Source organism: Aromatoleum evansii (assembly GCF_045689615.1).
In the GTDB taxonomy this organism is placed as follows: Bacteria; Pseudomonadota; Gammaproteobacteria; order Burkholderiales; family Rhodocyclaceae; genus Aromatoleum; species Aromatoleum evansii.
Window position 1 is genome coordinate 4,214,814 of the sequence record NZ_CP141259.1, and the last position, 24,464, is coordinate 4,239,277.

Genomic DNA, 24,464 nt, shown 5'->3' on the forward strand with positions numbered 1-24,464 from the left:
GGGCTGACCGGACGATCTCAAGCGGCGGGCAGGAATAGCGTGGCGCGCAGCCCCCCGGCCGGCGCCTGGTCCAGCTCGATGCGCCCGCCGTAGAGCTGGGCCAGGTCGCGCACGATGCCGAGCCCCAATCCCGATCCGGGCACCGCCTCGTCGGCGCGCATGCCACGTGTGAATACGGCCTCGCGCGCCTCCGGCGGCAGGCCGGGACCGTCGTCGTCGACGGTGACGACGAGTTCGCCGACGCGCACCGTCGCACTCACGCCGACCGACGCGCGTGCCCACTTGCACGCATTGTCGATGAGGTTGCCAAGCATCTCCTGCAGGTCCTGCTCCTCGCCACGGAAGGCCGCATCGCCGGAAATCGGTTCGATTGCAATGTGCAGATTCCGTTCCGCATGCACACGCTGCATCACGCGCACCAGCCCCTCAACGGCCGGCCGCAGCGCGCTGCGCAAGCCGGGGACCTGGGTCGCCGCCGCAGCTCGCGCACGCGCGAGGTGGTAATCGACCTGGCGCTGAGCCGTCGCGACCTGCTCGGCCACGAGGCGCGCGAGGGGCCCTTCCTCGCGCAGCGCCGCATTGCCGAGCACAGCGAGCGGCGTCTTGATCGCGTGCGCCAGATTGCCGGCCTGCGTGCGGGCGCGCTCGACGACCTCGGCATCGTGCTGCAGCACCGCGTTGAGTTCGTCGACGAGCGGCCGGACCTCGTTCGGAAAGATCCCTTCCAGGCGCCGGCTGCGACCGTCGCGCACCTCGGCGAGTTGCTCGCGCAGGCGCTTCAGGGGAGCGAGCCCCACCGACACCTGCAGCAGCACCGCGGCGATCACCCCGGCCGCGAGCACACCCAGCGCGGTGACGAGAAGCCCGACGAATTCGCGCACCGGGTTCGTCATACCGCGTTCGTCGGCGGCGACGATCAGTCGCAGGGGCTGCCCCGCAGCCTCCTCCGGCCGCACGATGCGCTCCATCATCACCAGGCGTTCGCGATCGGGCCCTTCGATGCGGTGCACATGCACCTCGCCGTCGCGCGGACCGTCCGACGGCACGGCGAGCGTCGCATCCCACAACGAGCGCGAGCGGAGCACGCCGCGCGCCGTCTCCGCGCCCTCGCGGTCCACCTGCCAGTAGAAACCCGAAAGCGGCTTGCGCAGGCGCGGGTCGCTCAGCTCGGTGCGCAGCCGCGGCCCCGCCTCGGGGGCGAGTTCGATGCTCGCGGTGAGCTGGTCGAGGTGGATGCGCAGTTCGGCCTGAAAGCGATCCTCGACGTGGCGGCGGAAGAGATCGCCGAGCACGCACCCGGTGATCGTCAACGCCCCCAGGATCCATACCACGCTGCCGGCCAGCAGCCGCGCACGCAGCGAGCCGCGCACGCTCATTCCGGACATGCGAGGCGGTATCCCAGGCCGCGCACGGTCTCGATCAGGCCCGCCGGCAGCTTCTTGCGCAGACGCCCGACGAAGACCTCGATGGTGTTCGAATCGCGCTCGAAGTCCTGTGCGTAGATATGCTCGGTCAGCTCGGCGCGCGAGACCACCTCACCCTTGCGGTGCATGAGATAGCTCAGCACCCGCAGCTCGTGACTGGTCAGCGTCACGGCCTGCCCGTCGACGGTGACCCGCCCGCCGCGCGTGTCGAGCAGCACCGGCCCGCAACGCAGCTCCGGGCTCGCGTGCCCCGCGCTGCGCCGGATCAGCGCGCGCACGCGGGCGAGCAGCTCTTCCATGTGGAAGGGCTTGGTCAGGTAATCGTCGGCGCCGGCATCGATGCCGGCCACCTTCTCGTGCCAGTTGTCGCGCGCAGTCAGGATCAGCACCGGCATCGTCCGCCCCGCCGCACGCCACTTCTTCAGCACCGTCAGCCCGTCCATCTGCGGCAGGCCGAGGTCCAGCACCACCGCATCGAGCGATTCGACCTCGCCGACGAAATGCGCATCGCGCCCGTTCCCGGCGCAATCGACCGCGTAGCCCGCCTCGCGCAAGGCCAGCGACAGCTGCGCCGCGAGCGTCGGCTCGTCTTCCACGACCAGGATGTGCATCAGCGCTTCCCTCCCTTGTCGCCGCGCGCACGAATGCCGAGCACGGTGCCGTCGCGCGCATCGACGTCCAGCCGCACGAGCGCGCCGCCGCCGCGCAGCAGGCGAATCTCGTAGATCCAGCGCCCGTGCTCGCGTTCGAGCTCGACATCGACGACCTTGCCTGGATGTTCTCGCTCCACCTTGTCGAGGATCGTGCGCAGCGGTAGCACTTCCCCGCGTTCCAGCGCCGCACGCGCGCGGTCGTGATCGTGGTCGTCCCCGCCGGCCGCAGCCGGCAAGATCGACAAGGCCGCGACCACCATCCCCACGACACCCGATGTCACCAGCGTGCGCATCGACTCCTCCCTTTCCTGCGGCGTGCACCGTGCGCGCCGCCCTCCGGCATCCCTTGTACGGCCCCCGGACTGAACGGCGGCTGAACGCCGCCTTCACCTTGCGTTCAGGCTGCGCCGCGCAAAGTACGTTCCGAAACCGGAGCGGACACTCCGGCGATCCGATTCCAAGGACATTGTTCCACCATCAGCAGAAGGAGCAAACATGAAACGCCACACCCTGTGGATCCTCCTCGCCGGCACCGCAGTGCTCGCAGGCGGAGTCGCCCGCGCCGCGGAGACCCCCGCCGACTTCCTCGCCCGCTACCAGAACGAAGCGCGGCAATCCGCCCCCGGCTTCAGCGCTTCGGCCGAACGCGGCGAAAAGTTCTTCACCACCACGCACGGCGGCGAGTGGAGCTGCTCCACCTGCCACACGAAGAATCCCGCGGCACGCGGCAAGCACGCCAACACCGGCAAGGCGATCGAGCCGATGGCGCCGGCAGCCAATCCCGAGCGCCTCGCGAGCACCCGCTCGGTCGAGAAGTGGTTCGGGCGCAACTGCAAGGACGTGCTCGGTCGCGTCTGCACGCCCGCGGAGAAGGCCGACGTCGTCGCCTGGCTGATGAATTCCCCCCGCTGACCCACACGGAGCACCATGACATGACCGCCACCTTCCCCACCCGCGCCCTGCGCGCCCTCGCCCTTGTCGTCGCCGCCGGCGCAGCCGGCCTCGCGCTCGCCGACGACGACGAGAACAAGCGCATGAACATCAATCACCCCGAATATCGCAGCGAATGCGGCAGCTGCCACATCGCCTTCCCGCCCGCGCTGCTGGGCGCCGGCTCGTGGCGCGCGATGATGGCCGGGCTCGACAAGCACTTCGGCTCCGACGCCAGCCTCGATGCCGAGACCTCGGCCGTGATCACGAAATTCCTCGTCGCCAACGCCGCGCGGCGCGACACCTCGGGCAGCGACGGGCGCCCGCAGCTGCGCATCAGCGATACCCCCTGGTTCCGCAAGGAGCACCGCGACGGCCACGACGGCATCACGCCGGGCATCTTCCGCAGCGAGGCCGTCAAGAGCGCCGCCAACTGTGCCGCCTGCCACCGCAACGCGGCCGAGGGCGACTACAGCGAACGCGACATCCGCATCCCCAGGAACGGAGCACGCTCATGAACACCAGCATCACCACCCCCAGCGCCGCCGGCGGGGCGTCCCGCGCCGCCGAAGCGGCCACCACCGTGCGCGTGTGGGACCTCCCGACACGCATCTTCCACTGGAGCTTCGCGCTGTGCTTCGCCGGCGCCTGGCTGACGTCCGACTCGGAGCGCCTGCGCGACCTGCATGTCATGCTCGGCTACACCTTCGCCGGGCTCGCCGTGTTCCGAGTCCTGTGGGGACTGGTCGGCACCCGCTACGCGCGTTTCGCGAGCTTCGTCTTCCCGCCGCGCGAACTCGTTTCCTACCTGAAATCGCTCCTCGCGATGAAGCCTCGGCACTACCTCGGCCACAACCCCGCCGGCGCGGTCGCGATCTTCGCGATGCTGGGCCTGGGGGCGCTGATCGCCCTGAGCGGCTTTGCGACCTACCAGGACATCGGCGGCGAGTGGCTCGAGGAACTGCACGAAGGCGCGGCCAGCACCATGCTCGCCATCGTCCTGGTACATATAGCGGGCGTCGTCGTCAGCAGCCTGCTGCACCGCGAGAATCTCGTCCGCGCGATGTTCACCGGAAACAAGCCCGGCGCGCCGGCGCAAGGCATCCGCCACGCGCACCGCGTCGTCGGCACGGCCCTCCTCGTCGCCGTACTGGGCTTCTGGTGGGCCTACCAGAGCGGCGCGGCCGACGCATGGCTGCCGCAGCCGAGCGCGACCGCCGACGCGCAGGACCGACACCACGACGACGATTAGGCGAACATCGCGCCCCACCCTGCGCAGGCCGCTCGGGCTTTCCGGCCCGTGCGGCCTGCGTGCGTCGCGGCTACGCGCCGTAGTCGGCGGCAATCGCCCCCATATCCGGCGCGGCGCCGCTCCGTCCTTGCCTTCGGCCAAATCCGCGGTTTATAGTCGTACGCATGAACTCCGTCAGCGGCCACCTCCTCCTGTCGCGACGCCTTCTCCCGGCGGACCTGCTGCTGCCCGGCCCGCTGCTGCGCCCCGCGCGCTAAATCAGACCCCATCCCCTCGTGTTGTCAAACTTCCGCCCGCGTCCCGACGCAGGCCGCTTGTCATATCCGGTATTCCAACATCCCAGCAGGAGCCGACGATGAAAGACCAGTTGATCATTTTCGATACCACCTTGCGCGACGGCGAACAGAGCCCCGGCGCCTCGATGACGCAGGAAGAGAAGCTGCGCATCGCCCGCCAGCTCGAGCGCATGCGCGTCGACGTGATCGAGGCGGGCTTCCCCGCGGCGTCGAACGGCGACTTCGAGTCGGTCCGCGCGATCGCCGAGACGATCAAGGAATCGACCGTGTGCGCGCTGGCCCGCGCCAACGAGAACGACATCCGGCGTTCGGGCGAGGCGATCCGCCCGGCCGCACGCGGGCGCATCCACACCTTCATCGCGACCAGCCCGATCCACATGGAGAAGAAGCTGCGCATGACGCCGGACCAGGTCGTCGAACAGGCGGTGAAGGCGATCGGCTGGGCGAAGGAATACACCGACGACATCGAGTTCTCGGCCGAGGACGCAGGCCGCTCGGAGATCGACTTCCTCGTGCGCATCTTCACCGCGGTCATCGACGCCGGTGCGAAGACGATCAACGTGCCCGACACGGTGGGCTACAACGTGCCCAGCCAGTATGCGAACACCATCCGCACCCTGATCGAGCGCGTACCCAACTCCGACAAGGTGATCTGGTCCGTGCATTGCCACAACGACCTCGGCCTCGCGGTCGCCAACTCGCTCGCCGCGGTCCTGGCAGGCGCACGCCAGGTCGAGTGCACGATCAACGGGCTGGGCGAACGGGCCGGCAACGCCGCGCTCGAGGAGATCGTCATGGCCGTGCGCACCCGCCAGGACGTCTTCGCCTGCGACACGCGCATCGATACCACGCAGATAGTGCCCGCGTCGAAACTCGTGTCCGGCGTCACCGGCTTCCCGGTGCAGCCCAACAAGGCCATCGTCGGCGCCAACGCCTTCTCGCACGAATCCGGCATCCACCAGGACGGCGTGCTCAAGCACCGCGAGACCTACGAGATCATGCGCGCCGAGGATGTCGGCTGGGGCGCCAACAAGCTCGTCCTCGGCAAGCACTCGGGCCGCAACGCCTTCCGCAGCCGCCTGCAGGAGATCGGCATCGTCGTGTCGTCCGAGGACCAGCTCAACCACGCCTTTGCGCGCTTCAAGGAACTCGCCGACAAGAAGCACGAGATCTTCGACGAGGACCTCCACGCACTGATGAGCGACGAAGGCGTCACGCCCGAACACGAGCACTTCCGCCTGCTCGCCTCACGCTTCCACTCGGAGACCGGCGAGACGCCCCAAGCCGAACTCACGATCGCCGTCGGCGGCAAGGAGACGCGCACCAGCGCCCAAGGGTCCGGCCCCGTGGATGCCGCCTTCAAGGCCATCGAAGCAGTCGCCAAGAGCGGCACCGAACTGCTGCTGTACTCGGTGAACGCGATCACCACCGGCACCGACGCACAGGGCGAAGTGACCGTGCGCCTGTCGCAGGACGGCAAGGTCGTGAACGGCCAGGGCGCCGATACCGACATCATCGTTGCCTCGGCGAAGGCCTACCTCAACGCGCTCAACAAGCTGCACGGCAAGTTCGAGAAACTGAACCCGCAGCTCTGACCCGATGCGTGGGCACGGGCAAGCGCCCCGCGCCCATGCACCGCAGCCGCATCCCGCCGGCTCAGGCCGACGCGCCCCCCTGCCGCGAGGGTGCGGACACCCGCGCGTACCATACCGCGCAGGCAAAGAGCAGCGCCGCCAGCACCGCTTCGGCGACCGCGAGCATCCCGGCGAGCCCCGCGTCCGTCGCCCGCACCACGCCTTCGACCAAGTACAGCAGCACCAGCATCGACAGCCACTGGCACGTGTAGCGCCGCCCCTTCAGCACGCCCGGGAAGGCCGCCATCAGCGGCAGCGCCTTCAGGATCATCCACGAGCCGCCCGGCCGCAGCGGCGCAAGCCACGCCTCCCACAGCACGCACAGCGCGATCAGAGCGACGAGCAGCACCGTCGCCGCGAGGTTCAGGGTGCGCGCGTTCATGCCCGCCCCGCCGCCAGCGTCAGTGCAGTTTCGGCGAGCCGACGCCCCTGCGCGATCGCGAGCCCGATCTCATCGGCGCTCAACCCGGGATTGCCGTCCGCCCCCGCAACGTGGCTCGCCCCATACGGCGTGCCGCCGGTGCGCGTGCGATTGAGGGCCGCCTCCGTGTAGGGCAGGCCCATGACGAGCATGCCGTGGTGCAACAGCGGCAGCATCATCGACAGCAGCGTCGTCTCCTGCCCCCCGTGCTGGCTCGCCGTCGACGTGAACACCGACGCCGGCTTGCCGACGAGCGTGCCATTCACCCACGGCCCCGCGAGCCCGTCGAGAAAGTACTTCATCGGCGCCGCCATGTTGCCGAAGCGCGTCGGACTGCCGATCGCCAGCCCGATGCATTCCTCGAGGTCGCGCACCTCGACGTAGGGTGGCCCCGACGCAGGAATCTCGTCCTCGACCGCCTCGCACACCGTCGACACCTTCGGCACGGTACGCACCCGCGCCGCCGCGCCCGGCACCAGATGGATTCCCAGCGCGACCTGTTCGGCAAGCGCCCTCACCGAGCCGCGATGGCTGTAATACAGTACGAGAATCTCTTTCATCTGAACGGTCTGGATCGAATTGCGGCATTATAGCCGCCCCTCCGGCACCGGCCCGGCATCATCCCATCCATTCACCGCATGTCCGTCATGCCCCTGCATCCCGCACGCGATTTCCTGCGCCTCCTCGCGCAGCGCTTCGTCGCCACCCGCTGCCCCCAGGTTGCCGGCAGCCTCGCCTTTACGACGCTGCTCGCCCTCGTGCCCCTGGTCACCGTCGTAATCGCGCTCTTCAGCAACTTCCCGGCCTTTTCCGAGCTCGGCGCCTCGCTCAAGATATTCCTGCTGGAAAACCTCCTGCCGGACCGTGCCGGCAAGATCATCGCCACCTACGCCTTCCAGTTCTCGCAGAAAGCCGCCAAGCTCACGCTGATCGGCACCGCCGCGCTGGTCGTCACCGCGCTGATGCTGCTGATGACGATAGACCGCGTGTTCAACCAGATCTGGGGCGTACGCCGCCCGCGTCCGCTGCTCACGCGCCTGACCGTGCATTGGTCCACGCTCACGCTGGGCCCGGTCGCGCTCGGCGCCAGCGCGCTCGCCACCGGCCACCTCGTCGCCAGCTCCGTCGCGCTGGCCGGGAAGGGATCGTGGGTCGTCGAAGCCTTCTCGACGCTGGTGTCGGCGGCGCTGCTGTGCGTCGTGTTCACCTTCCTGTATTTCGCCGTGCCCAACCACAAGGTACGCCCGAGCCATGCGCTTGCCGGCGGCACCACCGCGGCGCTCGCCTTCCTGCTGATGCAGCAGCTGTTCGCCCTCTTCCTCACGCGCATCCCGACCTACACCCTGATCTACGGCACCTTCGCGACCGTACCGATCTTCCTCCTGTGGCTCTACCTGTCCTGGGTCGTGATCCTGCTCGGAGCGATCCTGAGCGCATCGCTGCCCGGATTTTTCGAACGCACGCGCGTCCTCGCGCCCTTCGCCGGCGACCGCGCGTGGGCCGCAACCACAGTATTGACGATGCTCGCGCGCGCGCAGGCCGAAGGCCGCACCGTCGCCTTCGAGCCGCTGATCCAGGCAGCCCGTCTCAACGGCGACGAAGGGGAAAGCCTGCTCGGCGACCTGTGCGAAGCCGGCTGGGTCGCGCGCACCGAGGACGGCAACTGGCTGCTCACCCGCGACGCCGCCAGCATCGGGTTCGCCGATGTCATCTGCCGCCTAGCGCTGTCGCCGACGGGCTGGCGCAAGGCCGGCCGCAACGACCTGTCGCGCGACACGGCCGAACGCATCGAGAACGCGCTCCGCGCCGCCGACATCTCGATCGCGGCGCTGGCCACGCAGCAGAGCACCTAGTGGTCTGCTTCGTAAATCAAGGGACTGGACGAAAGCGATGGATTGCGAGCTGTGGCAAGGCGCGAACCGGAGCAATAGCAGTAGCTATTGCGAGGATGAGCAACGCCGCCACGGGTCGCAAGACGCGCTTTCGTGTCACGGCATTTGCGAAGCAGACCACTAGATCGGGTAAGGATCGACCTCGTACTGGAACAGCTCGACGTTCGCCGTCTGCATGTCGAGGCTGAGCACACGGGCCTGTGCCACATAGAGATGTTCGCCCTCGTGCACCAGCACGAAGCGCCGCGACGCATACGTTCCCGCCGGTGCGAGGATCGCCTGATTGCGGCGCAGCGCGGGCAGCGGCGGCAGGATGAGGGCGTGCGTCGTGGAACTCACCTCGGCGCCGCGGAAGCCGATCGTCACCGGCGTGCAAGTCTGCGCCACCACCTGCAGGCCCAGTTCCACCTGCCCGGGGCTGTCGCTGCGGATCCAGCGCACGATGCACACCGCCCAGGGGTGTCCCGCATCCCGCCGCAGCGCGACGGCCATCCCGGCGCTCAGGCTGCCCGTCACGCCCTCGACGGACATCAGCGCATAGCCGCCGGGGCTCTCGTTGTACACCATCCACTCGGAGATGCGTTCCGTCGCCCCATCCGAGCGTGCAGCCTCCCAGACCGCGCGCAGGCCCACACACACCTGCACCGAATACCGGTATGCGCGGCGCGACTGGCCACGATTCGGCGGCAGCGCCCAACGATCCCGCATGCGCTGCAGCAGCGAAACCATCTCAACCGGCGTCAGCCCCACCGGCAACCCGGATGCATCCGGTTCGAGCAACTCGCCGTCGAGTTCCAGGCCCACGGTCTCGGCCTCCGCCATGCGCTCCTTGAGCCAGTCGAGCTGCCCCGAAAGCGCGCGCGACACCGCGAAAGCGGAGAAATACACCAGCCCCTCGGCCGCCGGCGCCGCACTGCGGATCGTCGCAATCGGCGGCAGATCCTCGCCCGGATCGATCCAGAAGGACGCCGCCGCAGGCTGCAAGGATTCCGTCGACAACGCCCCCTCGTCCGCAATCCCTTCGAGATAATCGTTCGCCCACACCAGCTCGCGCGCCGTCAGGCTCTCGGGTTGCAGCACCGCCAGCGCGAGCAGGCGCTTCAATACACGCAGGGCATCGGCGGCGGCCGTCTCTGGCCTCGCCGACACCAGCGCGCCGAAGCCGCCTCCCGCTGCGACGATGCCATACGCGGCGAGCCACAGACCGGGCGGCGTAACTCCGCCGCCCATCGCGGCGACGACGAAGGCCTCATGCACCAGGCTCAAGGCACGCCCCGTCATCGCCAACGCATCACCACGGCGCGCAGGACGCCACCGCTCGCGTGTCGCGGCAGCCATCTCCCCGAGCTTTCCGGCGACCTCGAGCAGAGCCTCGACGAGCTCCCCCGCGACCGCGTGCAGTTCATGCGAAAGGGGCAATGCGGCATTGAGAAGACGCGACTTCAGGCGGCCGCACACGTCCAGGACCCTCGCCTCGAACTCCTCGATGCACTGCCCGACAGCGGCTTCCGGCAGCCCCCCAAGATGCCCCCGCAAGGCGTTCAGCTCCGCGCGCGGATCGTCGGCCGGCTCGCTCGCCAGCCACTCCAGCACGGGAGCCAACTGTTCGGGAACCGGATCGGATGCAGGCATCGGGGAAAATTTCCGCTTTGAGACGTCCTCCCATTCTATTCAAGAATCACGCTTTTGAGCGGAGCCCCGCAGCCCGCGGACCTTGCGCGGGGATCGGCCCTCCCCTTTCCCCAGACAAATCCTTATCCGCACTTGTCTCCCTCGCTCGCTTGCCTTACAATCGCCTGCTTTTCGCATCCACTCATCAGGACACCCCAATGGTCGTCATTCGCCTTGCCCGTGGTGGCGCCAAGAAGCGCCCGTTCTACAACATCGTCGCCGCCGACTCGCGCAACCGTCGCGATGGCCGCTTCATCGAGCGCGTTGGCTTCTACAACCCGATGGCAGCCGAGTCCGAAAAGGGTCTCGTGATCAACGCCGAGCGTCTGGCCTACTGGAAGCAGAACGGCGCCCAGCTGTCGCCGACGGTCGAGCGCCTGGCCAAGCAGGCCGCGAAAGCCGCCGCCTGATCCTGCCGGATTCTTTGCAGTCATGATGGTACTGGGGCGCATTGTCGCCCCTTTTGGCGTCAAGGGCTGGGTCAAGGTGCATCCCTTCGGGGACGACCCGCTCGCCTGGCGCGAAATGCCCCAATGGTGGCTGGCCGACAAGGCCGAAGCTCCCGATGAGGCATGGCAGCCGCTGAAACTCGCCGGCTTCCGCGAGCATGGCGCAGGCCTCATCGCCTCGTTCGAAGGCGTGACGGATCGCAATGGCGCGGAGGCGCTGCAAGGACGCTACATCGCCGCGCCACGCGAGGCGATGCCCGGCACCGACGAAGACGAATACTACTGGGGCGACCTGGTGGGCCTTGCGGTCATCAACCAGTCGAACGAATCGCTCGGCACGGTCGAAGCCCTGATGTCCACGGGTGCCCACGATGTACTGCAGGTCCGCGACGGCGAGGAGGAACGACTGATCCCCTTCGTCGCCGCCTACGTGCTGAAGGTAGACCTGTCGAGCCGGACGATCCGGGTCGACTGGCAAAAGGATTGGTGAAGACGGGGTGAGCACACCAGCCGCCGCAAGGCGCTTCGACGTGATCACCCTGTTTCCCGAGATGTTCGCGGCGCTGACCGCCAGCGGCATCACGCGGCGCGCACTAGATCGCGGTCTCTATGACATCGCCTTCCACAGCCCGCGGGATTTCGTGGACGATCCGCACCGCACCGTGGACGACCGCCCCTACGGCGGCGGCCCCGGAATGGTGATGATGGCCGAGCCGCTGGAAAAGGCGATCGGTCGCGCGAAAGCGGCGCAACAGGCGCTGCACGGCGCCGCTGGACGCGTGATCTACCTGTCGCCGCAAGGCCGGCCGCTGGACCACGCGAAGGTGCTGGAACTGAAGGAACTGCCCGCACTGACCCTGCTGTGCGGACGTTATGAAGGCGTCGATCAGCGGCTCATAGACCGCTGCGTCGACGAGGAAATTTCGCTCGGCGACTTCGTGCTGTCGGGCGGCGAGTTACCGGCAATGGTGCTGCTCGACGCGATCGTGCGCCAGTTGCCGGGCGCGCTGAACGACGCCGTATCGGCGATCGAGGACTCGTTCGTGAACGGGCTGCTGGATTGCCCGCACTACACGCGGCCCGAGATCTACGAAGGCGAGCCGGTGCCGGCGGTGCTGCTCTCCGGCAACCACGCAGCGATCCGTCGCTGGCGGCTGAAGCAGGCGCTGGGCACGACCTCGCGCCGACGCCCGGACCTGCTGGAAGGGCGCAGACTGAGCAAGGAAGAATTGTCACTGCTTGAGGAACTCAGGCAGGAGCAAGCAGGGGCCGAAGGCGAAGCCTGAAGCCCGCATACAAACCGCGCGCATCAGGCATGGCCTGCTCTGCCGCAAGGCCAAGTGCCATTGAATCGACAGGAGTCGCACAATGAACCTGATTCAGCAGCTCGAACAGGAAGAAATCGCCCGCCTGAACAAGACCATCCCCGAGTTCGCCCCCGGCGACACCGTGGTGGTGCAGGTGAAGGTCAAGGAAGGCTCGCGCGAGCGTCTGCAGGCCTACGAAGGCGTGGTGATCGCCAAGCGCAACCGTGGCCTGAACTCCAACTTCATCGTGCGCAAGATTTCGTCGGGCGAAGGCGTGGAGCGTACGTTCCAGACCTACTCCCCGCTGGTCGACAGCATCGAAGTCAAGCGCCGCGGTGACGTGCGTCGTGCCAAGCTCTACTACCTGCGCGAGCGCTCGGGCAAGTCCGCTCGTATCAAGGAAAAGCTCAACTACAAGAGCGCCGCCAAGCAGGGCTGATTGCGCGATTCAGCCAGCAGCAAATGGAACGGGCCCCGCGGGGCCCGTTTTTTCATCCTCAAGGATGGATACTGCGAAACCGCCGACACCCGCCCACCTCGCACCGGACGCGACTACTCCTTCTTCGCGTCCTCATCATCGTCATCCGGAATCACGGCATCGACACCGGCGCCCACGACCTTGGCGCCCACCTTGACCGTTGTCGCCACCACCGTGACAGCCGCATCGGCAACGGCAAACACCGCACATCCGCCGAGCATCGCGGCGCACGCCACCAGGAACAGCACATTTTTCACGCTCATTTCCACCCAGTCCCTTTCCGATAGCACGCCCCCTTGGCCGCGCAGCCCTTCCCGACGACGCAATGATCCGGGATTATTCAACACGCCCCGAGTCCGGTGTGTTTCGGCTGGCATCCCCGCCCCGCACACAAAAGAAAAAAGCCGCCAGGAATCGGCGGCTTTTTCTGTATGGCTGGCGGAGAGTGAGGGATTCGAACCCTCGATACGAGTTTTAGCCCGTATGCTCCCTTAGCAGGGGAGTGCCTTCGACCTCTCGGCCAACTCTCCAACCTTTGAGCCCGACATCATAGCGACTCCGGGCCTGCCGGTCAAACTTAATTATGCAGCGACGTCGAGGCCGAAGGCCTTGTGCAGCACGCGCACGGCCAGCTCGAGGTACTTCTCCTCGATCGCGACCGAGATCTTGATTTCGGACGTCGAGATCATCTGGATGTTGATGCCCTCTTCCGCGAGCGTGCGGAACATCTGCGAGGCGACACCGGCGTGCGAACGCATGCCGACGCCAACGATGGAAACCTTGGCCATGGTCCGGTCGGTGACGATGGAGCGGGCTCCGATATGCTCCTTGACGGCCTCGAGAACCTTCACGGCCTTGTCGAGTTCGCCGCGGGCGACGGTGAACGAGAAGTCGGTCGTGCCGTCCTTGCTCACGTTCTGGATGATCATGTCGACTTCGATGTTGGCATCGGCGACCGGACCGAGGATCTGGTACGCGATACCCGGCTTGTCGGGCACGCCGAGCACCGTGAGCTTGGCTTCGTCGCGGTTGAAGGCGATACCGGAGATGACGGGTTGTTCCATGTTCTGCTCTTCCTCAACAGTGATGAGCGTGCCCTCGCCTTCCTCCTGGAAGCTGGAGAGGACGCGCAACTTGACCTTGTACTTGCCCGCGAATTCCACCGAGCGAATCTGCAGCACCTTGGAGCCGAGGCTGGCGAGCTCGAGCATCTCCTCGAAGGTGATCTTGTCGAGCTTGCGCGCTTCGGGCACGACGCGCGGGTCGGTGGTGTACACACCGTCGACATCGGTATAGATCTGGCACTCGTCGGCCTTCAGCGCGGCAGCCAGCGCAACGCCGGTGGTATCGGAGCCGCCGCGGCCGAGGGTGGTGATGGCGCCGTGCTCGTCCACCCCCTGGAAGCCGGCGACGACGACGATATTGCCTTCGTCGAGGTCCTTCTTGATCGGCGCCTCGTCGATGTTGAGGATGCGCGCCTTCGTATGCGCGCTGTCGGTGAGGATGCGCACCTGGCCGCCGGTGTAGCTCTTCGCCTTGACGCCGATGTCCTGCAGCGCCATGCACAGCAGGCCGATGGTGACCTGTTCGCCGGTCGATACGACCACGTCCAGTTCGCGCGGATCGGGATTGCTCGCCACGTCCTTCGCGAGCGCGATCAGGCGGTTGGTTTCGCCGCTCATCGCGGACACCACCACCACCACCTGATGGCCGGCCGCCTGGAACTTCGCGACCTTGCGGGCGACGTTCTTGATGCGTTCCGGATTGCCAACGGAGGTGCCGCCGTACTTCTGAACTATCAGTGCCATCGTCGTATCCAAATAGCCGTGGATAAAACACGCAATTCTAGCGAAAGCGAGTGGACTTTGCTGAGCGACGTGACCCCCTCCCTCAAACCCAACTTGGGCACTTATGGATTGCGGTTAACCCTAGGACTTTTGATTTTCCCGTTGTATTTGTCCGGAATAGTAATCTATACTTTGGGTACCATATGACTTAAGTCGTATGATCGCCTCCGGGCGCAGCTAAACCTCATAGCACAACCGACTTCACAACAGAGGCCCAAGAGATGAAAAGCACTGAAACCATTGATGTTCGCGAGATTCGCCGCAAACTCGGTCTGAACCAGTCGCAGTTCTGGTCGAAGATCGGCGTTACCCAAAGTGGGGGATCGCGCTACGAGAGCGGCCGCAACATTCCGCGTCCCGTGCAGGCCCTGCTGCGCCTCGTTCACATCGAGCAGATCGATATCAACAAGGTCAAGAAGGAAGACGTCGAAGTGGCCGAGTTCCTGAAGGCTTCGAACCCGGACCTGTTCAAGACGCTGAAGAAGGAAGCCCGCGCGAAGCGCAAGGAGCGCACGTCGCGCTAACCCGGGCGGAGTAGCAGATGGTCATCAGGGGCTGACGCGAACCGTCAGCCCCGTTTTTCTTATGCGCTCGGCGATCGCCTCGAGTTCGGCCTCGGTGAGCGGAGACAGGCGCGGCGCCTCGGGCTGCATCGAGGGGCGCGCGATGCCGTAAAGCAGCACCCCGGCCAATCGCTCGACGCCGGCCTTTTCCAGCACCGCCAGATACGCGGCGATGTCCGCCTCCGACGGCGCCTGTCCATCCCAACGGAACATGCAGGTCTGCACCCAGGTCGTGCAGCGCTCGGCGCTCGCCAGCAGGCGGCGCGCGACCGCTTCGGGATCGGGGCCGACGCCGTTGATGCGGCGCATGCCGGCGCGCGTTCCCGAATCGAGCTTGAACCACACTTCCCCGCCCGCTTCGCCCAGGCGCCGCACGCCTTCGCGCACCGTCGCCTGTCCCATCAGGCTGCCGTTGGTGATGAGGCGCAGCGGCACTTCGCTGCCGAATGCGAATTGCGCCCGCAGCCGTACGGCGATCCCGACCGCGTCGGCGAACTCGGCGGCGCTGGTCGGCTCGCCGTTGCCTGAGAACGCGATGTCGCGGACCTGGCGCAGCCCCTCCGGGACATGACGCTCGAGGTAATCGCCGTTGACGAGCGCATCGAGGAAACCCGACAGTTCGGCCTCGAGTTGGCCGAGGTCGATGGGAGGCGCGCTGCCGCGCACGAGATCGGGCACCTGGCAGTAGACACAATGCCAGTTGCACGCATTGTTGGGATTGAGGTTGATGCCGACCGACACCCCGCCGGCACGGCGCGACAGCACCGGATAGACATAGGTGAGGCCCGCGAGGTCGCGGTCGTGGTTGCGGATCGTGAGTTGCCGGTCGCTGGAGGCCATTGCCGAAGGTGCCGCGAATCGCGGTCGAAAAGGGGGAAGATGGAGGCCCGAAAGGGGCCGATCGGGACGGGTGCTATAATCCGCGCCCTGCACTCCCGAGGTCAATCATGCGCATCACCCGCCGCCTGGAATTCGACGCAGGCCACCGGATTCCGGACCATGCCAGCCAGTGCCGCCACCTGCACGGACACCGTTACGCGATCGAGATCACGCTGTCCGGCGGGATCATCGAGGCAGCCGGCCAGCCCGTGAATGGCATGGTGATGGATTTCGGCGAAGTGAAGACGATCGCCAAGGCGCATGTCGTGGACGTGTGGGACCACGCCTTCCTGGTGTTCCGCGGCGATACGCAGGTCATGCAGTTCCTTGGCTCGATGCCGGGCCACAAGACGGTGGTGCTCGACTGCGTGCCGACCGCAGAGAACCTGGCGCGCGAAGCGTTCCGCATCCTCGATCCGCGCTACCACGACAGCTACGGCAACCACCTGCGTCTCGAGCGCGTGCGCCTGTACGAAACGCCGAACTGCTGGGCCGACGCCGTGCGGGGCGACGCCGGCCTCTGACGCCGGCGGGTCAATCGGCCGCAGCGGCAGCGACCGCCTGCGCCAGCTCGGCTTCGCCGTGCACGACGCGCACTTCGCGCTGCGGGTAGGGAATCTCGATGCCCTCGGCGCGGAAGCGCTTCCACACTTCCATGTTGATGTGCGAGATCACGCCCAGCGTGCCTTCCTGCGGATCGGCGATCCACACCGCGAGGCGCAGGTCGATGCCGTTCTCGCCGAAAGCCACGACGAAGGCCTTCGGCTCGGGGTCCGCGATCACGCGTTCCTGCGTCCTGGCCGCCTCGACGAGGATCCGCATAGCGCGCTCCAGATCGGCCGCATAACTCACCTGGATGTTGATCGGCACAACAATGCGCGTGTCGCTGTAAGTTTCGTTCTGCACGACCGACCCGATCAGGGTCTCGTTCGGCACCAGCGATTCGATGCCGCTCGCCGCGCGCAGCACGGTGTAGCGGGTGTTGATCTGCGTGACGACGCCGCGCTCGGTGCCGACCGAGATGAGGTTGCCGATGCGCAGCGAACGATCGAGCAGGATGATGAAGCCTGAAACGTAGTTCGCGGCGATCTTCTGCAGACCGAAGCCGAGACCCACGCCCAACGCGCCGCCGAAGACGGACAGCGTCGTCAGGTCGATACCGACCATCGGCAGCGCGACCAGCACGGCGATGACGATCAGGAGCGCCTTGGCGACCCGCATCAAGACGAGGCGCATGCTGTCGTCGATTCCCGCGGCGGCACTCAGCCGGCGCTCCAGCGCCCCCGCCGCCCACAACGCGATCAGCAGCGTGAACATCACCATGCCGGCGCCCTGCAGCAGCGTCCACAGCGAGAGCTTCTGGCTGCCGACCTTGAAGGACACGCTCTCGATTGCATCGATCACTTCCGGCAGCCAGCCGAGGATATGCAACGCGACCACGGCCCACGCGAGGGACGCGAAGACGCGCTCGAAGTTGCCCAGCCAGCTCGAGCGGCCGATGCCCTGCCGCACGGTGAAGACGACGAAGCGGATCGCGGCAAAAGAGGTGAGCAGCGGCACCGCGAGATTGAGCAGGTGCACGCTCTGGTATTTGGCGAGCACGGCGCGCGCGGCGAACACGAAGATCAGCGCGGAGAGCGGGAACAGCACGCGGCGCAGGCCGCTGCGGCCGAAACGCTGGGCGGCGGTAGCGGGGTCGCCGCGACGCGCGACGCGCTCGAGCATGGCGCGCTCGATCAGCCAGGCAAGCGCGAGGCAGCCGGCCAGGGAGCCGAGCTGCCACAGGACGGAGGGACTCTGCAGGTCGCTCCAGGTATCCGTGAGCATGGCGGCGAAACGAATCTCTTCTGTCACGTTCCGGGTTTCCAGGGCAGTCGCGTAACGCGGGTGGCGTCCGCGCGGTGGCGGCGCCAGTTGTCGAGGTAGATCTGTGTCAGCGTGCAGTTGTCGCGCAGCACCAGGAGGTTCTCGGCGTTGCGCTTGACGGCGGACTTGGTGAAGTTGAACGAGCCGGTGACGAGCGCGCAGGCGGGGCCTTCGGCGTCGGCGATCATGACCTTGTTATGCGCCGCGGCGAAGCGCGTCTCGAGCGAGACCGGGATGCCGGCGGCGAGCAGATCGGGCAGCACGTTGCCCTTGCCGCGCTTGTTCATCTTAGCGTCCGCGAGGACTTCGACGCGTACGCCACGACGGTGCGCACCGATCAGCGCGTGGGCGATCGGCTTGCTGGTGAAGGCGTAGGCCTGCACATGCAGCGTCTTGCGCGCGTCGTCGATGACGTCGATGAGCAGCGCCTCGGGTCGATCGGCCGGGGAGAACGCGACCTCGACCGAACCGCGCGCGGGCAGACGCTGGCTGGCCGTGGCGACTTGTGCCGCCACGGCGAATAACGCGAGGGCGACGCCTGCGAGCAGCCGCCCCCGTGCATCACTCCACTGCATCCACACGCTCCAGCACGGCGGCGAAGAAGCCGTCGGTGTCATGTGCGCGCGGCGTCAGGCGCAGGCGCTCGCCGGTGTCGAGCGCGATGCCCTGCTTGGCGAGCACGTCCGCCGCACTGACCTGGCGGAACGCCGGATGCGCTGCGAGGAAGGCGTCGACGATGCCGTCGTTCTCCTCGGCGAGCAGGCTGCAGGTCGCATACACGAGCCGTCCGCCCGGCTTCACGAGTCGCGCGGCCGACTCGAGGATCGCGCCCTGCTTGGCGAGCATCTCGGCGACCGACTCGGGCGTCTGGCGCCACTTGAGATCGGGGTTGCGGCGCAGGGTGCCAAGACCGCTGCACGGGGCGTCGACCAGCACGCGGTCGGCCTTGCCGGCGAGACGTTTCACCTTGGCGTCGCGCTCGTGCGCGATCAGCACCGGGTGCACGTTCGACAGGCCGGCGCGGGCAAAGCGCGGCTTGAGCTTGGCGAGGCGCTTTTCCGACACGTCGAAGGCGTACAGGCGGCCGGTCGAGCGCATCAGCGCACCGAGCTGCAGCGTCTTGCCGCCGGCGCCGGCGCAGAAGTCGACGACCAGTTCGCCGCGCTTGGGCTGCACGAGGAAGCCGAGCAGCTGGCTGCCTTCGTCCTGCACTTCGAAGGAGCCGTCGAGGAACAACGGGTGCTTCTGCAGCGCCGGTTTGCCGGCCAGCCGGATGCCCTGCGGCGAGTATGGGCAGGGGCCGGCCTGGATGCCGTTCTCCTTGAAGGCGGCGAGCACCTTGTCGCGATCGCTCTTCAACACATTCACGCGCAGGTCGAGCGACGCGGGTCGGTTCAGGCTGTGCGCGAGTTCGAGCAGCGCAGCCTCGTCGTGCGTCGCGAGCAGGCGTTCGGCGAGCCAGTCGGGCATGTCTGCGCGCTCGGCGAGCGAGCCGTCGTCGAGTTCCTTCGCCTTGATCCCCGAGATCCAGTCGCGCTCGGTTGCCGACGCGAGGCCTTCGAAGTTGCGCATCGGCCAGCCCTCGCCACGCGCGAGCCACGCCAGCAAGAGGGTGCGCGGGCGCGCGTCCTCGCCGACGAGGCGGCGCAGCCAGCGCAGGCGACGCACGATGCCGTAGACGGCCTCGGCGATGAAGCCGCGGTCGCGATGGCCGATCTCGCGATTCTCGCGGAAGTGACGCGAGAGGACGACATCGGCCGGATGTTCGAAGGTGAGCACCGCCCCGAGGACCTGGGCGGCGTGGATCAGCAGGCCGCGCGAGGCAGCCTCTTCATGTCTTGCCATAGTTGTTCTTCAGTTTCCGATGGTTGGATGGGCGAAGGCATTGTCCTCCGCCCGCAATTCGATCATTTCTTCTTCCGCCTCCGTGCCGCCACCGCCCCCCGCCACCGGGGGCTCCTCGCCAGCCGATCCCGGAGGCGACAGGCGCAGCTCGACGGCCTGCTGGTCGAGCACCTCGCCCTTGTCGTCGATGACGCGGATGCGCACCGGCAGCATGCCGTAGTTGCGCGCGAGCCAGATGTCGATGGTCAGGCTGCCGTTGCGCGCCTCGGCCCGCACGCGCAGGGTCTCCAGCAGCCCGATCGGCAGCGGCAGCTTCTCGGGCCCCATCACTTCGACTGTCGAGGGCGTGGCCTCGCGTCCGGTGATAACGTTCAGCTCGGTCGATCCGCTGACCGCGCCGACGATGCCGATCTGGTGCCACAGGCTCAGGAGGTCCTGGTCGCCCGGACGCAGCTCGGCGACACGTTCCTTGGCGCCGCGCGTCATCGTCACCTTCCCTGCATCCCAGTCGAACCGGGCGCTGGCTGGCGTCTTGCGCGTCTGCTCGACGCTGAAGCGCTCGGGCTTGAGGCCTTCCCGCCCGACGCTGCCCTCGCTGCTTTGAGCATAGTGGAAGGACCGGAACATGCCGACGACCCCCGTCGTGCGGACGGCGACGGACATGCGGTAGCGCTTGCCGTCGTGCGACCACTCGTGCTGCGCCTCGCCGACGGCGAAACCGCCTTCGCCCAGATGCACGCGGAAGCGGATGCTGCCGCGCTCGGGCCATCCGGCGATGCTGAAACCCTTGAGGTCGGCAGCCGCGACGAGTTCCGGCGCAACGTCGGCAACGGGCGCGGCATCGACGGCCGGCGGCAGCTCCGCCGCAGGCGGCGCCTCGGCCGCGGCCGGCGCCGCGATGGCAATCTCGCCGCTTTCTCCGACCGATGGTGCCGTCAGCGGGACCGCGGGCGCGGGGCGAGGCTTCGGTTTGGGCCGCGGCTTCGGTTTTTCCGGCACGACGGGCGGCGGCGGAGGCAGCGCGACCGGCGCGAGCGCCACCACGGGCTGCGGCTCGGGAATCACCAGCGTCGCATGCAGCACCGGCGACTCTTCGCCGATGTGCACGGGCCAGCCGGGCAGGCTCAGCACGAGCGCGTGCGCGAGCACCGAAACGCCCGCGGCGAGGATCAGGACGGTCGGCTGTCGCACGCTCCGGCCCCGGGAACGCGATCCAGCGACGGGATCGTCCACCCGGCCTCATCGACCGCTTCGTCACGCACGCGCACCTGGCCCTGCGCGGTGACCGTCAGCCGGTCCTCGACGAACCAGCGCACCGCCTGCGGGTAGATGCGGTGCTCCTGCCGGAGCACGCGGGCCGACAGGCTGTCCTCGTCGTCGCCCGGCAAAACGGGCACGACCGCCTGGATCACGACCGGCCCGCAGTCGAGCGCGGGGGTCACGAAATGCACCGTTGCCCCGTGCGCCCGCACACCCGCCTCGATCGCACGCTGGTGCGTGTGCAGGCCGGGGAAGGACGGCAGCAGCGAGGGGTGGATGTTCATGAGGCGCCCCTCGTAGCGGCGCACGAAGGCGTCGGTGAGCACGCGCATGAAGCCGGCGAGCACGACGAGCTCCGCGCCGTGCGTATCGATCGTCTCGGCCAGCGCGGCGTCAAAGGCTTCCCGCGACGGGAAGGCCTTGTGGTCGACGACGGCGGTGGGGATGCCGCGCGCGGCGGCAAATGCGAGCCCTTTCGCGTCCGGGCGGTTGCTGATCACCGCGGCGATGCGCGCGCCCGGAATGCCCGCGTTAACGATGGCTTCCATGTTGCTGCCGCGGCCGGAAATGAGGATGACGATGGACTTCATGCAGGTTTCTTGGCGTTCGTTTCGGATGCGCGCTTGCGCGTCGGGGGAATGGGACAGGGACCGGCCGGCCTGGTTCCGCGGGCGGGCGGAGGGCTGCATGCGGCGGGTGGATTTCCGCCAATGATACCGGAAGGGGGCCGCGGCCCCGAAACCCGGCCGCTGCCACGCGGCGACCGGAGCCCGGACGGACTCCGTATAATTGCGCGTTGCATCGCGCTTTCCCCCGCCCCCATGCCCTCGATCCACCTGCTGTCCGACCTCCTGATCAACCAGATCGCCGCCGGCGAGGTCGTCGAACGGCCGGCCTCGGTGCTCAAGGAGGTGCTGGAGAACGCGGTTGATGCGGGCTCGCGCGCGATCGACGTGCAGCTCGAACAGGGCGGCGTGCGGCGCATCCGCGTCGCCGACGACGGCTGCGGCATCGCGAAGGACGAACTCGCGCTGGCGTTGGAGCGCCACGCGACGAGCAAGATCGCGAATCTCGACGACCTCGAGCGCGTCGGCACGATGGGCTTCCGCGGCGAGGCGCTGGCGGCGATCGCGGCGGTGGCGCGCACGACGCTCACGAGCCGCGCCGAGGGCAGCGCGCACGCGTGGCGCATCGACGGCAGCGAACGCAGCATCGCGCCGGCCGCGCTCGGCGCAGGGACGGTCGTCGATGTCGCGGACCTCTATTACAACACCCCGGCGCGGCGCAAGTTCCTGAAGTCGGAAGGCACCGAATACGCGCACTGCGACGAGATGTTTCGCCGCGTCGCGCTCGCGCGGCCCGACATCGCGCTGCAGCTCGCACACAACGGCCGCGTCGTGCATCGCCTGCCGGTAGCCGACCACGCCCGCCGCGTCGCGGCGCTGATGGGCGACGATTTCCTCGCGCAGGCGCGCGCGCTCGACGCCGATGCGGGGCCGTTGCGCCTGTCTGGCTTCGCCTCCTTGCCCGCGTATTCACGCGCGAGCCGCGACGCGCAGTATTTCTTCGTCAATGGCCGCTTCGTGCGCGACAAGCTGCTCACGCACGCGGTGCGCCAAGCTTACACGGACATCCTGCACGGCCAGCGGCATCCGGCCTACGTGCTGTTCCTCGAACTCGACCCGGCGGGCGTGGACGTGAACGTCCACCCGGCCAAGATCGAGGTGCGCTTCCGCGAATCGCGCGCGATCCACCAGTTCGTGTTCCACGCGCTGTCGCGCACGCTCGCCGAGTCGGGCGCGGCATTGGCCGGCCGTGCGGCGTCCGCCCTTGACCAGGCCGATGCGTCGGCGGCCGTCGACGAGACTGCGCCGAACCGCGGGATCGTCCACGGAAATGTCGCGGCAGATACCGAACCCCGCCGCCCGCAGGCGTTCGGCGGCTACGGAAGCACGCCGCCCGTGCAGGGGCGCCTGGCGATGGAGTCCGCGAGCCGCAGCTATTTCGATTTCGTCGGCGGCGCACGCCAAGCCACCGGCGGCACGGCCCCGACGCCTGTGGCCGACACCTTCCGGCCGACCGCCTTCACGCCCGCCTCCAGCCGCCCGGCGAATGCGGCATCGCCTGCGCTCTCGAATCCGCTGCCGCTGCATGGCGACGACTCCGCGCCGCTCGGCTACGCGCTCGCGCAGCTGCACGGCATCTACATCCTCGCGCAGAACGCGAAGGGCCTCGTGCTCGTCGACATGCACGCGGCGCACGAGCGCATCCTTTACGAGAAGCTCAAGACGGTGCTCGACGGCACGCCTTCGGTGCAGCGCCTGCTGATCCCGGCGGTGTTTTCGGTGAGCGCGAAGGACATGGCCGCCGCCGAGGAATGCGCCGAGGTGCTCGCCGGCATGGGCTTCGAGGTGGCCCCTGCCGGCCCGCAGGAACTGGCGGTGCGCGCGGTGCCGGCGCTGCTCGCCAGTGCGTCGGTAGCGGAACTGATGAGGAAGCTTCTCGAGGAATTGCGCGAGTATCCGGCCTCCGAGGTGGTCACCGCGCGGCGCAACGAGTTGCTGGCGACGATGGCCTGCCACGGCGCCGTGCGCGCGCACCGCAGCCTGACGATTCCCGAGATGAACGCGCTGCTGCGCGACATGGAGGCGACCGAGCGCGCCGACCAGTGCAACCACGGCCGCCCGACCTGGACCCAGCTCACGATGGGCGATCTCGACCGCTTCTTCATGCGCGGGCAGTAGGCGGTCACGAACGCCGAGGCACCTCCGCGATCTATAAAGGTATACGCGCGACGAAACGCCACTCGCGGAACCTACGCGAAGGAGACATGAGCATGCGCACGCTATTGGTGGTGTTGTGGCTGCTGCTGGCCGGGATCACGCCGGCAACGGCCTCCGTACAGGTGTTCATCGGCATCAACCTGCCGGTATATCCGCAGCTTGTGCGGGTACCCGGCTATCCGGTGTATTACGCGCCGCGGGTGGCCGGGAACTTCTTCTTCTACGACGGGCTGTACTGGGTGTTCTACGACGACGACTGGTACGTGAGTTCCTGGTACAACGGCCCGTGGACGCTCGTCGCGCCGCTGGCCGTGCCGGTGTTCATCCTGCGGATTCCGGTGCGCTACTACCGCGACCCGCCGATCTATTTCCGCACCTGGCGCCGCGAGGCCCCGCCGCGCTGGCGCGAGCACTGGGGCGACGACTGGGCGGAACACCGTCGCGGCTGGGACCGCTGGGACCGCCGCGCAGCACCGCCGCCGGCACCGCTGCCGATCTATCAGCGACGTTACTCGGGCGACCGCTATCCGCGCGACATCCACGAACAGCGGAACCTGAGCGGTGAGCATTACCGCTACCGGCCACGCGACGCCACAGCCCGCGAGTTCCTGCCGCCGCCGGCGCCCCCGAGGATGCGAGGGCCGGATCGGGAGGAACGCGAAGCCACGCGCCGCGAACGCCCTCCGCGCACGATCGAGCAGGATCGCCCGCGTTCGGCTCCCGACGCTCCCGTCCAGCGGCGCACCGAACGAATGCAGACGGAGCCCCGGCAGATGGAGCCGCGGCAACGGGAACCCAGACAGATGGAGCCGCGCCGGATGGAACCCGCGCGCGAACAGCGGATGCAGGAAAGGGACATGCGTGACCGCCAGATGGGCGGCCCGCGCATGGAAGAGCGCGCGCCGCAGGGCCGGGGAGGCGACGCGCAGCCGCAGCGACGCAAACAGCCGCAGCAGGAAGAGGAACGCGGCCGGCGCGGCAGGAACGAGCAGCAGATGGAGCGATAGCGCACGG

General features: G+C 67.8%; 27 protein-coding genes and 1 tRNA gene. 13 read left to right on the top strand and 15 right to left on the bottom strand.

Annotated features, from left to right (window positions below):
* Nucleotides 1-17: 17 nt before the first annotated feature.
* Genes U5817_RS19735 through U5817_RS19745 form a run of 3 tightly spaced genes read right to left on the bottom strand, consistent with a single transcriptional unit; the run spans nucleotide 18 to nucleotide 2,370 of the window.
* Nucleotides 18-1,385, bottom strand: coding sequence for an ATP-binding protein (locus U5817_RS19735; RefSeq protein WP_407278520.1), 1,368 nt, complete (start codon nucleotides 1,383-1,385; stop codon nucleotides 18-20).
* Nucleotides 1,373-2,035, bottom strand: a complete 663-nt coding sequence (locus tag U5817_RS19740; protein WP_407278521.1) for a response regulator — start codon at nucleotides 2,033-2,035, stop codon at nucleotides 1,373-1,375. The genes U5817_RS19735 and U5817_RS19740 overlap by 13 nt, the downstream gene beginning before the upstream one ends.
* Nucleotides 2,035-2,370, bottom strand: coding sequence for a PepSY domain-containing protein (locus tag U5817_RS19745; protein WP_169126164.1), 336 nt, complete (start codon nucleotides 2,368-2,370; stop codon nucleotides 2,035-2,037). The genes U5817_RS19740 and U5817_RS19745 overlap by 1 nt, the downstream gene beginning before the upstream one ends.
* Nucleotides 2,371-2,572: 202 nt before the next feature.
* Between U5817_RS19745 and U5817_RS19750 the strand changes: the two genes are divergently transcribed.
* The 4 genes from U5817_RS19750 to U5817_RS19765 all read left to right on the top strand — a co-directional run bounded on the left by U5817_RS19750 (nucleotide 2,573) and on the right by U5817_RS19765 (nucleotide 6,150).
* Nucleotides 2,573-2,989: a DUF1924 domain-containing protein gene (locus U5817_RS19750; protein WP_169126163.1), complete on the top strand. Its 417-nt coding sequence runs from the start codon at nucleotides 2,573-2,575 to the stop codon at nucleotides 2,987-2,989.
* Between the two features lie 20 nt (nucleotides 2,990-3,009).
* On the top strand, nucleotides 3,010-3,525 hold the full coding sequence (locus U5817_RS19755) for a diheme cytochrome c (protein ID WP_407278522.1): 516 nt from the start codon (nucleotides 3,010-3,012) through the stop codon (nucleotides 3,523-3,525).
* Entirely contained in the window at nucleotides 3,522-4,259 is a 738-nt protein-coding gene (locus U5817_RS19760) for a cytochrome b/b6 domain-containing protein (protein ID WP_407278523.1), read from the top strand. The genes U5817_RS19755 and U5817_RS19760 overlap by 4 nt, the downstream gene beginning before the upstream one ends.
* 355 nt (nucleotides 4,260-4,614) lie before the next feature.
* A complete protein-coding gene (locus tag U5817_RS19765; RefSeq protein ID WP_169126160.1) occupies nucleotides 4,615-6,150 on the top strand; it encodes a 2-isopropylmalate synthase in 1,536 nt (511 codons plus the stop codon).
* A gap of 61 nt (nucleotides 6,151-6,211) precedes the next feature.
* Here U5817_RS19765 and U5817_RS19770 read toward each other — a convergent pair whose 3' ends face one another.
* Together U5817_RS19770 and wrbA are read right to left on the bottom strand one after the other, a co-directional pair.
* A complete protein-coding gene (locus U5817_RS19770) occupies nucleotides 6,212-6,571 on the bottom strand; it encodes a DUF2069 domain-containing protein (RefSeq protein WP_169126159.1) in 360 nt (119 codons plus the stop codon).
* The gene (gene wrbA, locus U5817_RS19775; RefSeq protein WP_407278524.1) at nucleotides 6,568-7,170 is read right to left on the bottom strand and encodes an NAD(P)H:quinone oxidoreductase; all 603 of its coding nucleotides are present in this window, start codon (nucleotides 7,168-7,170) and stop codon (nucleotides 6,568-6,570) included. Before wrbA ends, U5817_RS19770 begins: the two co-directional genes overlap by 4 nt.
* A gap of 87 nt (nucleotides 7,171-7,257) precedes the next feature.
* On the opposite strand from wrbA, the gene U5817_RS19780 reads away from it, so the two are divergent.
* Nucleotides 7,258-8,463: a YihY family inner membrane protein gene (locus tag U5817_RS19780; protein ID WP_407278525.1), complete on the top strand. Its 1,206-nt coding sequence runs from the start codon at nucleotides 7,258-7,260 to the stop codon at nucleotides 8,461-8,463.
* A gap of 159 nt (nucleotides 8,464-8,622) precedes the next feature.
* On the opposite strand, the gene U5817_RS19785 is transcribed toward U5817_RS19780, so the two are convergent.
* Complete coding sequence (locus tag U5817_RS19785; protein WP_407278526.1) at nucleotides 8,623-10,134, bottom strand: hypothetical protein; 1,512 nt, start codon at nucleotides 10,132-10,134, stop codon at nucleotides 8,623-8,625.
* A 197-nt stretch (nucleotides 10,135-10,331) separates the two neighbouring features.
* Between U5817_RS19785 and rpsP the strand changes: the two genes are divergently transcribed.
* The 4 genes from rpsP (at nucleotide 10,332) to rplS (ending at nucleotide 12,368) form a co-directional block, all read left to right on the top strand.
* Nucleotides 10,332-10,583: a 30S ribosomal protein S16 gene (rpsP, locus tag U5817_RS19790; RefSeq protein ID WP_018988869.1), complete on the top strand. Its 252-nt coding sequence runs from the start codon at nucleotides 10,332-10,334 to the stop codon at nucleotides 10,581-10,583.
* Nucleotides 10,584-10,605: 22 nt separating this feature from the next.
* Nucleotides 10,606-11,112, top strand: coding sequence for a ribosome maturation factor RimM (gene rimM, locus U5817_RS19795; protein ID WP_407278527.1), 507 nt, complete (start codon nucleotides 10,606-10,608; stop codon nucleotides 11,110-11,112).
* Nucleotides 11,113-11,119: 7 nt separating this feature from the next.
* Nucleotides 11,120-11,908 (top strand): tRNA (guanosine(37)-N1)-methyltransferase TrmD, encoded by a 789-nt coding sequence (gene trmD / locus U5817_RS19800; protein WP_407278528.1) that lies wholly within the window; start codon nucleotides 11,120-11,122, stop codon nucleotides 11,906-11,908.
* Nucleotides 11,909-11,990: 82 nt separating this feature from the next.
* The gene (gene rplS, locus U5817_RS19805; RefSeq protein WP_169126153.1) at nucleotides 11,991-12,368 is read left to right on the top strand and encodes a 50S ribosomal protein L19; all 378 of its coding nucleotides are present in this window, start codon (nucleotides 11,991-11,993) and stop codon (nucleotides 12,366-12,368) included.
* 113 nt (nucleotides 12,369-12,481) lie between these two features.
* Here rplS and U5817_RS19810 read toward each other — a convergent pair whose 3' ends face one another.
* From U5817_RS19810 to U5817_RS19820, 3 genes are all read right to left on the bottom strand, one after another.
* A complete protein-coding gene (locus U5817_RS19810) occupies nucleotides 12,482-12,670 on the bottom strand; it encodes an NF038104 family lipoprotein (protein ID WP_169126152.1) in 189 nt (62 codons plus the stop codon).
* Nucleotides 12,671-12,843: 173 nt separating this feature from the next.
* A tRNA-Ser gene (locus U5817_RS19815) sits at nucleotides 12,844-12,937 on the bottom strand.
* Nucleotides 12,938-12,988: 51 nt separating this feature from the next.
* Nucleotides 12,989-14,215 carry an aspartate kinase gene (locus tag U5817_RS19820; RefSeq protein ID WP_169126151.1) on the bottom strand — a complete coding sequence of 409 codons (1,227 nt, stop codon included), beginning with the start codon at nucleotides 14,213-14,215 and terminating at the stop codon, nucleotides 12,989-12,991.
* A 260-nt stretch (nucleotides 14,216-14,475) separates the two neighbouring features.
* On the opposite strand from U5817_RS19820, the gene U5817_RS19825 reads away from it, so the two are divergent.
* On the top strand, nucleotides 14,476-14,778 hold the full coding sequence (locus U5817_RS19825; RefSeq protein WP_169126150.1) for a DNA-binding transcriptional regulator: 303 nt from the start codon (nucleotides 14,476-14,478) through the stop codon (nucleotides 14,776-14,778).
* Between the two features lie 24 nt (nucleotides 14,779-14,802).
* On the opposite strand, the gene U5817_RS19830 is transcribed toward U5817_RS19825, so the two are convergent.
* Nucleotides 14,803-15,657, bottom strand: a complete 855-nt coding sequence (locus U5817_RS19830; protein WP_407278529.1) for a radical SAM protein — start codon at nucleotides 15,655-15,657, stop codon at nucleotides 14,803-14,805.
* Between the two features lie 107 nt (nucleotides 15,658-15,764).
* Between U5817_RS19830 and queD the strand changes: the two genes are divergently transcribed.
* Nucleotides 15,765-16,220, top strand: a complete 456-nt coding sequence (gene queD / locus U5817_RS19835) for a 6-carboxytetrahydropterin synthase QueD (RefSeq protein WP_169126148.1) — start codon at nucleotides 15,765-15,767, stop codon at nucleotides 16,218-16,220.
* 10 nt (nucleotides 16,221-16,230) lie between these two features.
* Here the strand turns inward: queD and U5817_RS19840 are convergent, their stop codons facing one another.
* From U5817_RS19840 to purN, 5 genes are read right to left on the bottom strand one after another with little or no spacing between them, the layout of a single operon-like run.
* The gene (locus tag U5817_RS19840) at nucleotides 16,231-17,550 is read right to left on the bottom strand and encodes a mechanosensitive ion channel domain-containing protein (protein ID WP_339380147.1); all 1,320 of its coding nucleotides are present in this window, start codon (nucleotides 17,548-17,550) and stop codon (nucleotides 16,231-16,233) included.
* Nucleotides 17,547-18,137, bottom strand: a complete 591-nt coding sequence (locus tag U5817_RS19845; protein ID WP_169126147.1) for a phospholipase D family protein — start codon at nucleotides 18,135-18,137, stop codon at nucleotides 17,547-17,549. The genes U5817_RS19840 and U5817_RS19845 overlap by 4 nt, the downstream gene beginning before the upstream one ends.
* Complete coding sequence (locus U5817_RS19850; RefSeq protein WP_407278530.1) at nucleotides 18,124-19,407, bottom strand: RsmB/NOP family class I SAM-dependent RNA methyltransferase; 1,284 nt, start codon at nucleotides 19,405-19,407, stop codon at nucleotides 18,124-18,126. Before U5817_RS19850 ends, U5817_RS19845 begins: the two co-directional genes overlap by 14 nt.
* 9 nt (nucleotides 19,408-19,416) lie before the next feature.
* Nucleotides 19,417-20,598 carry a DUF3108 domain-containing protein gene (locus U5817_RS19855; RefSeq protein WP_407278531.1) on the bottom strand — a complete coding sequence of 394 codons (1,182 nt, stop codon included), beginning with the start codon at nucleotides 20,596-20,598 and terminating at the stop codon, nucleotides 19,417-19,419.
* Nucleotides 20,577-21,257 carry a phosphoribosylglycinamide formyltransferase gene (gene purN, locus U5817_RS19860; RefSeq protein ID WP_169126144.1) on the bottom strand — a complete coding sequence of 227 codons (681 nt, stop codon included), beginning with the start codon at nucleotides 21,255-21,257 and terminating at the stop codon, nucleotides 20,577-20,579. The genes U5817_RS19855 and purN overlap by 22 nt, the downstream gene beginning before the upstream one ends.
* A 231-nt stretch (nucleotides 21,258-21,488) precedes the next feature.
* Here purN and mutL point away from each other — a divergent pair, with 231 nt between their 5' ends.
* The gene (gene mutL / locus U5817_RS19865; protein WP_407278532.1) at nucleotides 21,489-23,411 is read left to right on the top strand and encodes a DNA mismatch repair endonuclease MutL; all 1,923 of its coding nucleotides are present in this window, start codon (nucleotides 21,489-21,491) and stop codon (nucleotides 23,409-23,411) included.
* A 92-nt stretch (nucleotides 23,412-23,503) separates the two neighbouring features.
* Entirely contained in the window at nucleotides 23,504-24,457 is a 954-nt protein-coding gene (locus tag U5817_RS19870; RefSeq protein WP_407278534.1) for a hypothetical protein, read from the top strand.
* The last annotated feature ends 7 nt before the right edge of the window (nucleotides 24,458-24,464 follow it).

Coding starts and splice junctions, on each gene's coding strand:
- U5817_RS19735 (WP_407278520.1), bottom strand. CDS start 1,385: ATGTCCGGAATGAGCGTGCGCGGCTCGCTGCGTGCGCGGCTGCTGGCC.
- U5817_RS19740 (WP_407278521.1), bottom strand. CDS start 2,035: ATGCACATCCTGGTCGTGGAAGACGAGCCGACGCTCGCGGCGCAGCTG.
- U5817_RS19745 (WP_169126164.1), bottom strand. CDS start 2,370: ATGCGCACGCTGGTGACATCGGGTGTCGTGGGGATGGTGGTCGCGGCC.
- U5817_RS19750 (WP_169126163.1), top strand. CDS start 2,573: ATGAAACGCCACACCCTGTGGATCCTCCTCGCCGGCACCGCAGTGCTC.
- U5817_RS19755 (WP_407278522.1), top strand. CDS start 3,010: ATGACCGCCACCTTCCCCACCCGCGCCCTGCGCGCCCTCGCCCTTGTC.
- U5817_RS19760 (WP_407278523.1), top strand. CDS start 3,522: ATGAACACCAGCATCACCACCCCCAGCGCCGCCGGCGGGGCGTCCCGC.
- U5817_RS19765 (WP_169126160.1), top strand. CDS start 4,615: ATGAAAGACCAGTTGATCATTTTCGATACCACCTTGCGCGACGGCGAA.
- U5817_RS19770 (WP_169126159.1), bottom strand. CDS start 6,571: ATGAACGCGCGCACCCTGAACCTCGCGGCGACGGTGCTGCTCGTCGCT.
- wrbA (WP_407278524.1), bottom strand. CDS start 7,170: ATGAAAGAGATTCTCGTACTGTATTACAGCCATCGCGGCTCGGTGAGG.
- U5817_RS19780 (WP_407278525.1), top strand. CDS start 7,258: ATGCCCCTGCATCCCGCACGCGATTTCCTGCGCCTCCTCGCGCAGCGC.
- U5817_RS19785 (WP_407278526.1), bottom strand. CDS start 10,134: ATGCCTGCATCCGATCCGGTTCCCGAACAGTTGGCTCCCGTGCTGGAG.
- rpsP (WP_018988869.1), top strand. CDS start 10,332: ATGGTCGTCATTCGCCTTGCCCGTGGTGGCGCCAAGAAGCGCCCGTTC.
- rimM (WP_407278527.1), top strand. CDS start 10,606: ATGATGGTACTGGGGCGCATTGTCGCCCCTTTTGGCGTCAAGGGCTGG.
- rplS (WP_169126153.1), top strand. CDS start 11,991: ATGAACCTGATTCAGCAGCTCGAACAGGAAGAAATCGCCCGCCTGAAC.
- U5817_RS19810 (WP_169126152.1), bottom strand. CDS start 12,670: ATGAGCGTGAAAAATGTGCTGTTCCTGGTGGCGTGCGCCGCGATGCTC.
- U5817_RS19820 (WP_169126151.1), bottom strand. CDS start 14,215: ATGGCACTGATAGTTCAGAAGTACGGCGGCACCTCCGTTGGCAATCCG.
- U5817_RS19825 (WP_169126150.1), top strand. CDS start 14,476: ATGAAAAGCACTGAAACCATTGATGTTCGCGAGATTCGCCGCAAACTC.
- U5817_RS19830 (WP_407278529.1), bottom strand. CDS start 15,657: ATGGCCTCCAGCGACCGGCAACTCACGATCCGCAACCACGACCGCGAC.
- queD (WP_169126148.1), top strand. CDS start 15,765: ATGCGCATCACCCGCCGCCTGGAATTCGACGCAGGCCACCGGATTCCG.
- U5817_RS19845 (WP_169126147.1), bottom strand. CDS start 18,137: ATGCAGTGGAGTGATGCACGGGGGCGGCTGCTCGCAGGCGTCGCCCTC.
- U5817_RS19850 (WP_407278530.1), bottom strand. CDS start 19,407: ATGGCAAGACATGAAGAGGCTGCCTCGCGCGGCCTGCTGATCCACGCC.
- purN (WP_169126144.1), bottom strand. CDS start 21,257: ATGAAGTCCATCGTCATCCTCATTTCCGGCCGCGGCAGCAACATGGAA.
- mutL (WP_407278532.1), top strand. CDS start 21,489: ATGCCCTCGATCCACCTGCTGTCCGACCTCCTGATCAACCAGATCGCC.
- U5817_RS19870 (WP_407278534.1), top strand. CDS start 23,504: ATGCGCACGCTATTGGTGGTGTTGTGGCTGCTGCTGGCCGGGATCACG.